Origin of the sequence: Tersicoccus sp. Bi-70, from assembly GCF_001968825.1 — a bacterium.
In the GTDB taxonomy this organism is placed as follows: Bacteria; Actinomycetota; Actinomycetes; order Actinomycetales; family Micrococcaceae; genus Tersicoccus.
This window is the reverse complement of record NZ_MIEU01000001.1, coordinates 1-11966: the sequence shown is the minus strand read 5'-3', so window position 1 is coordinate 11966 and position 11966 is coordinate 1. Positions and strand designations below refer to the sequence as shown.

Genomic DNA, 11966 nt, shown 5'->3' with positions numbered 1-11966 from the left:
GGAGGACGAGCCGCGTGCAGCAGCTGACGACCGCGCAGTGGCGCCGCCGCCGGGAGGTGGCCGGACGCGGCCATGCCCGGCGGCCCGAGACCACGGGTCCGCCGGTGCGGGAGGTGCGGTCGGGCGCCACCCGGGCCGTCGCCCTGGACCGCTTCGCCCGCACCCTGCGCTTCCCCGCGCACTTCGGTGCCACCCTCGACGCGCTCGCGGACAGCCTGCGCGACGCGGCCAAGATCCCCTTCACGCTCGTCTGGGTCGTCGACCCCGCGTTGCCCGCCACGGACGCGGACCGGATCACCGAGGTCCTGGGCTTCGTCGAGGACGAGGTGACCGCCGCGCGCGACGCCGCGCCGCCGTCGGTCCGGTCCCGCCCCGCGTTCACGGTCGTCGTCGTGCGGGACTGACGACGCCCGGCTGAACGACGCCCGGCTGAATGATGAATGAAGGGCCCGAGCGCGGTGCGCTCGGGCCCTTCGTCGATGGTGTCCGTTCGTCCGGACGTCCCGCGTCAGGCCGGGGTGGCGATCAGCCCCAGTTCGGCCTTGTTCGCCATCCGGTCGATCGAGGGCAGCGCCCGCACGGTGTAGCCGAAGGGGCCTGACCGGTCGACGACGAGCGTGCCGGTGAAGCGGGCCCGTCCGTTGCCCAGGTCCTCGGCCGGGGTGAGCTCGGCGAACGCCCGGTCGTGGATGTGGTCGGACTCGGAGACCCGGCCGTAGCCGACCTCCACGTCGACGTCGTCCGTGCTCAGGCCGCCGAGCGAGACGTACGCGTTGATCGTCAGCACGTCACCGATCTGCGGGGCGTCGGTGACGCCCTCGGCGTCGACGTGCTCCACGTGCACCGACGGCCAAGCACCACGCACCTTCTGGTCCCAGCGGGCGGCGGCCCGGGCGGCGGCGTGATCCTCCTCGGCGACGTGACGGCCGGACACGGCGGCCGGCGTGTAGAGCCGGTTGACGTAGTCCATCACCATGCGCTCGGCCGAGACGGCTGGCCCCAGGGTGGCCAGCGTGTGCTTGATCGCGGCGACCCACTGGTGCGGGACCGCGTCCGTCGAGTCGCCCGTGGACTGCTCCGAGCCGTAGAACATCGGCGCGACCGACTTCTCGATCAGCTCGTACAGCGCCGCGGCCTCGATGTCGTCCCGCTCGTCCGGGGTGGCCCGGTTGTCGGCGGTCGGGATGGCCCAGCCGTTGCGGCCGTCGTACAGCTCGTCCCACCAGCCGTCGCGCACCGAGAGGTTGAGGCCGCCGTTCAGCGCGGCCTTCATCCCGGAGGTACCGCACGCCTCGAGCGGGCGCAGCGGGTTGTTCAGCCACACGTCGCAGCCGGGGAAGAGGGTGCGCGCCATCGCGATGTCGTAGTTGGGCAGGAACACGATCCGGTGCCGTACCTCCGGGTCGTCCGTGAACCGGACCAGGTCCTGGATCATCCGCTTGCCCTGCTCGTCGGCCGGGTGGGACTTGCCGGCGACCACGATCTGGATCGGCCGCACCGGGTCCAGCAGCAGCCGCTTGAGCCGGGCGGGGTCGCGCAGCATCAGCGTGAGCCGCTTGTAGGTGGGCACGCGCCGGGCGAAGCCGATGGTCAGCACGTCGGGATCGAGGACGTCGTCGGTCCACGCCAGCTCGGCGTCCGCCGCCCCGCGCTTGGTCCAGGAGGCCCGGAGGCGACGCCGGACGTCGGCGATCAGCGAGGAGCGCAGCTCACGTCGCAGAGCCCACACCTCGGCGTCGTCCACCTCGAAGACCTCGGACCAGTCCGGCGCCGCGCCGAACTTCGTCCGGGCCAGCTCGACGATGCGCGGGTCGACCCAGGTCGGCACGTGCACGCCGTTGGTGACCGAGGTGATCGGGACCTCCTCGTGGTCGAAGCCCGGCCACAGCCCCGCGAACATCTCGCGGGAGACGACGCCGTGCAGCTTCGCCACGCCGTTGGCGCGCTGCGCGAGGCGCAGGCCCATCACCGCCATGTTGAAGGTCGACGGGTTGCCGCCCGGGTAGGTCTCGGCGCCGAGGGCGAGGATGTTCGTGACCGGGACCGACGGCGCCAGGCCCGCCTGGAAGAAGTGCTCGATCTGGGCGATCTCGAACCGGTCGATGCCCGCGGGCACCGGGGTGTGCGTCGTGAAGACGGTGGACGCGCGGATGGAGACGAGCGCCTCGTCCCAGCTCAGCCCGCTGTCGATGAGCTCGCGGATCCGCTCGACGCCGAGGAAGCCGGCATGCCCCTCGTTCATGTGGAACACCTCGGGGGCCAGGCCACCGGTGAGGCGCTGGAAGGCGCGCAGCGCCTTGACCCCGCCCATGCCGAGCAGCAGTTCCTGCTGCAGCCGGTGGTCGCCGCCGCCGCCGTAGAGCCGGTCGGTGATGGTGCGCGCGGCGTCGTCGTTGCCCGGGACGTTCGAGTCGAGCAGCAGCAGGGGCACGCGGCCGACGTCGGCCTTCCACACGTGGGCGAGCAGCTGGCGGCCGGCGGGCAGGGGCAGGCGGACCTCGACGGGGGTCCCGTCCTCCTCGCGGAGCAGGGACAGCGGCAGGCCGTCGGGGTCGATGACGGGGTAGGTCTCCTCCTGCCAGGCGTCGCGGGAGAGGGACTGTTTGAAGTAGCCGGCCTGGTAGAGCAGACCGACGCCGATCAGGGGGACGCCGAGGTCGGAGGCGGACTTGAGGTGGTCGCCGGCGAGGATGCCGAGGCCGCCGGAGTACTGGGGGAGGACCGCGTCGATGCCGAACTCGGGGGAGAAGTAGGCGATGCAGGCCGGGGCCTCCGCGCCGAGCGTCTGGTACCAGCGCGGCCGCGCCAGGTACTCCTGCAGCCCGGCGCCGAGCTCCTGGATCCGCGAGACGAGGGCGGTGTCGGCGGCGATCGACTGCAGCTGACCCCGCGTCAGGGTCGCGAGCAGTTCGACGGGGTCGGCGGTGCGCGCCCAGGTCTCGGGGGCGATGTCCGCGAACAGGCGGCGCGTGGGCTCGTGCCACGACCAGCGCAGGTTGGTGGCGAGGGTGCTCAGCGGCGCGATGGCCTCGGGCAGAACGGTGCGGACGGTGAACCGTCGGATAGCTTTCACGCGCCACACAGTAGCCCACGAATGTGACGTGGAACGCATATTGCGTAAACGCTTACGGGCATGTCGCGCGGCGACCCCGCGCGTCCGCCGCTTCCCCACGTCACGACGGGCGCCGGCCGGGCACCCCGCCCGCGCATGACATCAGTGGCCTTCGCATTCCCGGCATCAATCGCTAACGTCTACCGTGTGACTACTCCAGCCGCGGCCGCGAGTCGCCCCACAGGACAGGACCAGCAAGCCCAGCCCGCATCAGAGGGTCGACGCGCAGGAACGGTTGCGACCGGAGCTCACGGGGGACCCACCCGCGCGTCCGGTGCGCCGGCCTCGATCACGGAGGGGCTGCGGTTCGACCGGATCCCCGTCACCGAGGTCGAGCCCGTCGTCGACGGCGGCGCGTTCGCCGCGAAGGCCATCCCCGGCGAGGACCTGCTGATCGGCGCCACCGTGTTCCGCGAGGGGCACGACCGTCTGGGGGCCACCGCCGTCCTGTACGACCCGGACGGGGCCGAGGTGCAGCGCTCCCGCATGGTCGAGCACGTCGCCGGCACCGACCGGTACACGACGACGCTTCGGCCCCTCGGGCTCGGCGCCTGGAGCTTCACGGTCGAGAGCTGGGCCGATCTGTACGGCACGTGGGAGCACGACGCGACCATCAAGGTCGCCGCGGGCGTCGACGTGGACCTGATGCTGGACGAGGGCACCGCCCTGCTCGAGCGCGGCGCCGGCGAGCCGGACCGCGATGCGGAGGACGCGCAGACGCTGCGCACCGCTGCCGCCCGGATCGGTGACACCACCCTGCCCGCCGGGGAGCGGCTCGCCGCCGGGCTCAGCCCGCAGGTGCACGCGGTGATCGAGCGGCGGCCCATCCGGGAACTGGTCAGCGCCACCCGCCACTGGCCGATCACGGTCGAGCGGGAGCGCGCCGGCCGGGCGTCCTGGTACGAGTTCTTCCCCCGCTCCGAGGGCGCGAGCTACGACCCCGCGAGCGGGGCCTGGACCTCCGGCACGTTCCGCACCGCGATCGACCGGCTCGACGCCGTCGCCGCGATGGAGTTCGACGTCGTCTACCTGCCGCCGATCCACCCGATCGGCCGGACCAACCGGAAGGGCCCGAACAACACGCTCGTCGCCGGCTCGGGCGACCCCGGTTCCCCGTGGGCCATCGGCGCCGCCGAGGGCGGCCACGACGCCATCCACCCGGATCTGGGTGGTTTCGAGGACTTCGACGCCTTCGTCGCACGCACCCGCGAGCTCGGCATGGAGGTCGCCCTCGACCTCGCCCTGCAGTGCACCCCGGACCACCCGTGGGTCACCGAGCACCCCGAGTGGTTCACAACCCGCATCGACGGGTCCATCGCGTTCGCCGAGAACCCCCCGAAGAAGTACCAGGACATCTACCCCCTGAACTTCGACAACGATCCCGAGGGCCTCTCGCACGAGGTGCTGCGGATCGTGCGGCTGTGGATGGACCACGGCGTGCGCACCTTCCGGGTGGACAACCCGCACACGAAGCCGCTGTGGTTCTGGGAGTGGCTGATCGGCCAGATCAACGCCTCCGACCCCGACGTCGTCTTCCTCGCCGAGGCATTCACCCGACCGCCGATGATGCACGGCCTGGGCAAGGCCGGTTTCCAGCAGTCCTACTCCTACTTCACGTGGCGGAACACGAAGGAGGAGATCCTCGACTACTTCACCGAGATCTCCCACGAGACGCCGGCGTTCTACCGGCCGAACTTCTTCGTCAACACCCCGGACATCCTCACCCCGTACCTGCAGTACTCGGGTCCGGCCGGTTTCAAGATCCGTGCGGTGCTCGCCGCCACGGGCAGCCCCCTGTGGGGCGTGTACTCGGGCTACGAGCTCTACGAGCACGTCGCCCGGCCCGGTGCCGAGGAGTACATTGACAACGAGAAGTTCGAGTACCGGCCCCGGGACTATGCGGCCGCCGAGGCGGAGGGCCGGTCGCTCGCCCCCTACCTCACCCGGTTGAACGCGATCCGCCGGGCGCATCCCGCGCTCGGCGACCTGCAGAACCTCACCGTGGCGTCCACGACGGACGACCACACGGTGGCCTACGTCAAGCACAAGGCGAACCCGGACGGGACGAAGGACACCGTCATCGTCGTCGTCAACCTCGACCCGCACGCCGCCCGCGAGGGCATGGTGACGCTCGACCTGGCGGCGCTGGAGCTGGACCCGGCGGACCTGGACGCGGACGGCCGGTTCTGGGTGGACGACCTGCTCTCGGGCAGCAGCTGGACTTGGGGCCGGGAGAACTACGTGCGGCTGGACCCGTGGCTCGAGCCGGCGCACGTCTTCCACGTGCGGAGGGGCGCATGAGCGTACCGTCGGCGTTCTCCCTCAACGCCCCCGGTCTCGCCCACGACCCCCAGTGGTACCGCAAGGCGGTCTTCTACGAAGTCCTCGTGCGCGGCTTCGCCGACGCGAACGGGGACGGCTCGGGCGACTTCTCCGGGCTGATCGAGAAGCTCGACTACCTGCAATGGCTCGGCATCGACTGCCTCTGGTTGCCGCCGTTCTTCGACTCGCCCCTGCGCGACGGCGGGTACGACATCGCGGACTACTACTCGGTCCTCGACGAGTTCGGCACCATCAGCGACTTCAAGCGCCTGGTCGCCGAGGCCCACGCCCGAGGGCTCCGCGTGATCATCGACCTGCCGCTGAACCACACCTCGGACCAGCACGCCTGGTTCAAGGCGTCCCGCGAGGACCCCGAGGGCCCGTACGGGGACTTCTACGTGTGGAGCGACACGGACGAGAAGTACGAGGACGCGCGCATCATCTTCGTCGACACCGAGGAATCGAACTGGACGTTCGACCCGGTGCGACGCCAGTTCTTCTGGCACCGGTTCTTCTCCCACCAGCCGGACCTGAACTTCGAGAACCCGGCCGTCGTGCAGGCCGTGTTCGACGTCGTCACGTTCTGGCTGGACCAGGGGGTGGACGGCTTCCGCGCCGACGCGATCCCGTACCTCTTCGAGGAGGACGGGACCAACTGCGAGAACCTGCCGGCCACCCACGGGTTCCTGCGGAGCCTGCGCGCGATGGTCGACGAGCTGTACCCCGGTCGCGTGATCATCGCCGAGGCGAACCAGCTGCCCGGCGATGTCGTGGAGTACTTCGGGGACGAGGAGAACCCCGAGTGCCACATGTGCTTCCACTTCCCGATCATGCCGCGCCTGTTCTACGCGCTGCGGGACCAGAAGGCCACCCCGATCGTCGAGACCATGAAGGACACCCCGACCATCCCGGCCGGCGCGCAGTGGGGTACCTTCCTGCGGAACCACGACGAGCTGACCCTCGAGATGGTCACCACCGAGGAGCGCCAGGTGATGCTCGGCTGGTACGCCCCGGACGCGCGGATGCGCGCCAACGTCGGCATCCGGCGTCGGCTCTCCCCGTTGCTGGACAACTCGCGGGCCGAGGTGGAGCTGATCCACGCCCTGCTGCTCGCCCTGCCCGGCAGCCCGTTCCTGTACTACGGGGACGAGATCGGCATGGGGGACAACATCTGGCTCGACGATCGTGACGCCTCCCGCACGCCGATGCAGTGGAACCCGGATCGCAACGCCGGGTTCTCCGTCGCGGACCCCGGCAAGCTCTACCTGCCGGTGATCCAGTCGCTCGTCTACCACTACAACCACGTCAACGTGGAGGCGCAGCTGGCGCACTCCTCGTCCCTGCTCCACTGGGTCCGGCAGATGCTCGGCGTGCGCAAGGCGCACCCGGCCTTCGGGCTCGGCGGCTACGAGAACGTCCCCGCGGACAACGACCACATCCTGGCATTCCTGCGCGAGATCCCCGACGTCGACGCCGAGGAGCACGGCGAGGTCGTGCTGTGCGTCTTCAACCTGTCCCAGCACCCGTCGTCGGCGGTGCTGGACCTGCCCCGTTTCGCCGGCCGCGGGCTGCGTGACGTCTTCGGCGGCACGCCGTTCCCGGCCGTGGGCAACGACGGCCGCATCACCATCACGCTCGGCAGTCACGACTTCTTCTGGCTGCGCATGCGTTCGCCGTACTCCAACCCGGCGTCACCGGCCACGCAGGCCCTGCCGGTGATCCGTCCCCAGCACGAGTTGTCGTCATGAAGGGAGAAGCCACGATGACGCTGACCCCCGACCTGACCGACCTCCTCCACCGCTGGCTCCCGAACCAGCGGTGGTACCCCGCCCGCGGCAAGGGCGTGAGCCTGGCCTCCGTCGGCGGATTCGACCTGACCGACCCGGCCGGCCGGATCGGCGTGCGCGTCCACCTGATCGCGATCGACTCGGGCGACCGGATCGACGTGGTGCAGGTGCCGTTGACGTACCGCCGTCCCGACCACGTGCTGCACGGCGTCGACCCGATCGGCACCGTGCCGGCCGCCGAGGCCCCACGGCCCGCCGGTGGCGCCGCAGCCGCGGCGACCGACGACACGTCCGCCGCCGGGGACCGCGTGGACGTGTACGACGGCGTCCGCGATCCCGTGCTGGTGGGGCTCTACCTCGACCTGATCACCGCCGGGCCCGTCTCCTCCGCTGCCGGTACCGTCGCGTCGACGGATCCGGGCACCGGAACCGGCACGGACGGCGACGCCGTCTCACCCCGCGGACACCGGACCGGCCGGTGGGCCTCGACCCGTGCGGTCGGGGAGCTGCCGACCGCGAAGGTGCTCAGCGGCGAGCAGTCGAACACGTCGATCATCATCGATGACGCGGCCGCCCCGGCCATCATCAAGCTCTTCCGCGTCCTCGGCGCCGGGATGAACCCCGACGTCGAGGTCGGCATCGGGTTGACCGGGGCCGACGTGGACGCCGTCGCCGCGACCTACGGCTGGATCGACGGCGCCTGGCAGCACCCCGAGCACGCCGGGTCGGACGACGGTGCCGGCGGGCGCCTCGACCACGGTCAGCTCGCCGTGCTCAGCGAGTTCATGGCCGGCAGCGAGGACGCCTGGCGCACCGCGACCGCAGCGGCGGCCGCCGGTACCGACTTCACCGGTCCGGCCTCGGCGCTCGGCGCGGCGACCGCCCGGGTGCACGCCGGTCTGCGGGAGGCGTTCGGCACCCGGATCGCCGACGCGGACCAGCACGAGGAACTGCTGCGTGCCCTGGCCAGCCGCATCCGGTGGGCGTGGGCGGAGGCCGCCGACGCGGTGGGCCCTCACGAGGACGCCATCCGTGCCGCCGTCGACGCCCTCGGCCGCGGCGGCGACGCCCCGGTCCTGCAGCGGATCCACGGCGACTACCACCTCGGGCAGGTGCTCGACTCGCCGCAGCGGGGCTGGATCCTGCTCGACTTCGAGGGCGAGCCGCTGCGACCGGTGGCCGAGCGGTCCCTGCCCGACACGGCCCTGCGGGACGTCGTCGGCATGCTGCGGTCCTTCGACTACGCGGGTGGCTTCGCGGTCCTGAACGGCGCGGACCCCGACCGCACCCGCGCCTGGACCGCCGCCGCCTCGGACGCCTTCCTGGACGGCTACCGCCGCGTGAGCGGGGAACCGGTCGACACCGAGTCCCCGCTGTACGTCGGCCTGTGGCTGGACAAGGCGCTCTACGAAGTGGTCTACGAACAGCGCAACCGGCCGGACTGGATCTCGGTCCCCGTGGACGCGGTGCACCGCGCACTGCACGTGGGGACCGACGGATCCACTCCGGCTCCGACGAAGGAGGGTTCATCGATGATCAGGAAGTCCCGGGCACCCCGACCCGGCACGTCCCGGACCGAGCCGGCGACGCCGGCGGCAGCCGAGGCGGTTGCCGCCGCCGCGCCGGTGGCCGAGGCCGCTGACGCCACGGCGTCCGCCGAGACCACGGCCAACGACGCCACGGGCTCCGACGCCGCGGCGTCCACGGTTACGGCGTCCGCCGGTACGGACCAGTCCGATACGGGCCGGTCCGCTGACGCAGCGTCCGCGGCGAGCGGCGTCCCGCTGGACCGCAACCGTCCGGACCTTCCCGAGGGAGCGCCGGACGTCTCGCCGGAGGCGCTCGCGCAGGCCGCGAACCTGAACGTCAGCGCCGGCGCCGCGTCCACCGCGGAGCCCGAGACCCGGCCCGCCTCGGCGCGGCCGATCCCGGTGTCGACCGACGTGCTCGACGCGGTCGCGGCGGGCCGGTACTACAACCCGCACGGCGTCCTCGGCGCCCACCTGGCCTCCGACGGCACGGTGACCGTGCGGACCCTGCGGCACATGGCCGCGTCCGTCGACGTCGTCACCTCCGCCGGGACCACCCCGATGGCGCACGAGTACGGCGGCATCTGGACCGCGGTGCTGGAGACCCCCGAGGACGGCCACGTGCCGGACTACCGGCTGGACGTGACCTACGGGGACGGGGTCAGCCACCGGGTCGACGAGCCCTACCGGTTCATGCCGACGCTCGGCGAGCTGGACCTGCACCTGATCGGTGAGGGCCGCCACGAGACGCTGTGGACGGTGCTCGGGGCGCACGTGCGCGAGTACCCGTCGTCCATGGGCACCATCCACGGCACCAGTTTCGCCGTGTGGGCCCCCAACGCCCGGTCCGTCCGGGTGGCCGGCGACTTCAACGGCTGGGACGCCAAGGCGCACGGCATGCGGGCCCTCGGCTCCTCCGGGGTGTGGGAGATCTTCGTCCCGGACGCGGCGGCCGGGGCAACCTACAAGTTCGAGATCCAGGGCCAGGACGGCCAGTGGCGGATGAAGGCGGACCCGATGGCCCGTGGCACCGAGGTGCCGCCGCTCACCGGTTCGCGCGTCGTCGACTCGACCTACACCTTCGGCGACGACGAGTGGATCGCCCGGCGTGGGCAGCAGGATCCGCACAACGGGCCGATGAGCGTGTACGAGGTGCACCTGGGGTCCTGGCGTCTGGGGCTCAGCTACACCGAGCTCGCGGAGCAGCTGGTCGAATACGTCTCGTGGCTGGGCTTCACGCACGTCGAGCTGATGCCGGTCGCCGAGCACCCGTTCGGCGGGTCGTGGGGCTACCAGGTCACAGGGTACTTCGCTCCGACGTCGCGCTTCGGCCACCCCGACGAGTTCAGGCACCTCGTCGACGCGCTGCACCAGGCCGGCATCGGCGTGATCATGGACTGGGTACCTGCGCACTTCCCGAAGGACGAGTTCGCCCTGGCGAAGTTCGACGGGCAGCCGCTGTACGAGCACCCGGACCCGTTCCTCGGTGAGCACCCGGACTGGGGCACGCTGATCTTCGACTTCGGTCGTCGGGAGGTGCGCAACTTCCTGGTCGCCAACGCCCTGTACTGGCTCGAGGAGTTCCACATCGACGGGCTGCGGGTCGACGCGGTGGCCTCGATGCTCTACCTGGACTACTCGCGCCAGGAGGGGCAGTGGCGTCCCAACCGCTTCGGCGGCCGGGAGAACCTGGAGGCGATCGGGTTCCTGCAGGAGGCGAACGCGACCGCGTACAAGCGCGTCCCGGGCATCGTCACCATCGCCGAGGAGTCGACCGCATTCCCGGGGGTCACCCGTCCCACCGATCACAACGGTCTCGGGTTCGGGCTGAAGTGGAACATGGGCTGGATGCACGACTCGCTCTCGTACATCTCCGAGGACCCGGTCAACCGGGCCTACCACCACCACAAGGCCACGTTCTCGATGGTCTACGCCTACACGGAGAACTTCCTCCTGCCGATCAGTCACGACGAGGTCGTGCACGGCAAGGGGTCGATGCTGCGCAAGATGCCGGGGGACCGGTGGCAGCAGCTGGCCAACCTGCGCGCCTACCTGGCGTTCCAGTGGGCGCACCCGGGCAAGCAGCTGATCTTCATGGGCACCGAGTTCGGCCAGGAGGCCGAGTGGAACGAGGCGCACGGTCTCGACTGGTGGCTGACCGAGGCTCCGCCCCACCGGGGCGTGCAGCTGCTGGTCAAGCAGCTCAACGAGATCTACGCAGCGACACCGGCGCTGTACCGGTGGGACAACGATCCCGCCGGGTTCGAGTGGCTCGACGCCAACGACACCGCCCGGAACATGCTGACGTTCACCCGGTGGGATCCCCAGGGCAACCCGGTGGTGGTCGTCGCCAACTACGCCGGTACTCCGCACCACGACGTCAAGCTCGCCCTGCCGTGGGCCGGTACGTGGGTGGAGGCGCTGAACACGGACGCCGAGCAGTTCGGTGGATCGGGTGTGGGCAACCACGGCCGCATCACCGCGGTCGAGGGTTCGTTCCAGGGCAAGCCGGCATCGGCCACCGTGCAGGTGCCCCCGCTCGGGGTGCTGTACCTGACGCCGGCGACCGAGGGCGACGTCGACTGACGCCGTCCGGACCCGCACCACGGGCCCTTCTTCCCTGGAATCCCGGGCCTCACGGCCCCGGGGCGGGGGGGAGGAAGGGCCCGTTTTGCACTGCCGCTGAGCCGGTGGTAGAGTCGTATCTTGCGCCGATCGGAACGGTGAGACGCGGAGGACCTGCACAAGGGCCCCGCCGACACCGAGGATCGAACCGGAGATCGCCTCTCAGAGGCCGACCCGGACTCCCTGGAGAAAACGGACGGAAACGGCCGATTTGGACAGAGAAGATCGGAGTGGTAAGTTAGACAAGTTGCTCCGGAGCGAAACGGAATGACGGAGAGAGATCCAGATAAAAGGATCTCACACCGCCGCTGAAACCGGAAGTGCCTGTTGTTTGAGAACTCAATAGTGTGTTGTTTTGTTTGTTGATGCCAGTTATTTACTGGTTGTGATGTCTGGCTGCCACCCCCGTGGTGGTCGGGTGTCATTGCTGGGTTCATGTTTTTTTCGTTTTTTTGACGGAGAGTTTGATCCTGGCTCAGGACGAACGCTGGCGGCGTGCTTAACACATGCAAGTCGAACGATGATCCGGTGCTTGCATCGGGGATTAGTGGCGAACGGGTGAGTAAGACGTGAGTAACCTGCCCTTGACTC

Annotated in this window: 5 protein-coding genes and 1 rRNA gene; 5 read left to right on the top strand and 1 reads right to left on the bottom strand. The window is 70.5% G+C overall.

All coding sequences use genetic code 11. From position 1 onward, the window contains the following. The first annotated feature begins 14 nt into the window (after nucleotides 1-14). Entirely contained in the window at nucleotides 15-404 is a 390-nt protein-coding gene (locus tag BGP79_RS00030) for a barstar family protein (protein WP_076692664.1), read from the top strand. A gap of 104 nt (nucleotides 405-508) precedes the next feature. Here BGP79_RS00030 and glgP read toward each other — a convergent pair whose 3' ends face one another. Then, nucleotides 509-3073, bottom strand: a complete 2565-nt coding sequence (gene glgP, locus BGP79_RS00025) for an alpha-glucan family phosphorylase (protein WP_198928395.1) — start codon at nucleotides 3071-3073, stop codon at nucleotides 509-511. Between the two features lie 135 nt (nucleotides 3074-3208). Here glgP and BGP79_RS00020 point away from each other — a divergent pair, with 135 nt between their 5' ends. The 4 genes from BGP79_RS00020 to BGP79_RS00005 all read left to right on the top strand — a co-directional run. Further along, nucleotides 3209-5413 carry an alpha-1,4-glucan--maltose-1-phosphate maltosyltransferase gene (locus BGP79_RS00020; protein ID WP_083701415.1) on the top strand — a complete coding sequence of 735 codons (2205 nt, stop codon included), beginning with the start codon at nucleotides 3209-3211 and terminating at the stop codon, nucleotides 5411-5413. Further along, nucleotides 5410-7182 (top strand): maltose alpha-D-glucosyltransferase, encoded by a 1773-nt coding sequence (gene treS / locus BGP79_RS00015; protein WP_076692662.1) that lies wholly within the window; start codon nucleotides 5410-5412, stop codon nucleotides 7180-7182. Before BGP79_RS00020 ends, treS begins: the two co-directional genes overlap by 4 nt. 14 nt (nucleotides 7183-7196) lie before the next feature. Next, nucleotides 7197-11336, top strand: a complete 4140-nt coding sequence (gene glgB, locus BGP79_RS00010; protein WP_158067097.1) for a 1,4-alpha-glucan branching protein GlgB — start codon at nucleotides 7197-7199, stop codon at nucleotides 11334-11336. A gap of 491 nt (nucleotides 11337-11827) precedes the next feature. After that, nucleotides 11828-11966: ribosomal RNA gene (locus tag BGP79_RS00005) — 16S ribosomal RNA — on the top strand; the annotation flags it as partial.

Bases quoted from the DNA above. Each gene is read 5' to 3' on its own strand.
- BGP79_RS00020 (WP_083701415.1), top strand. From the start codon at position 3,209: ATGACATCAGTGGCCTTCGCATTCCCGGCATCAATCGCTAACGTCTAC.
- treS (WP_076692662.1), top strand. From the start codon at position 5,410: ATGAGCGTACCGTCGGCGTTCTCCCTCAACGCCCCCGGTCTCGCCCAC.
- glgB (WP_158067097.1), top strand. From the start codon at position 7,197: ATGACGCTGACCCCCGACCTGACCGACCTCCTCCACCGCTGGCTCCCG.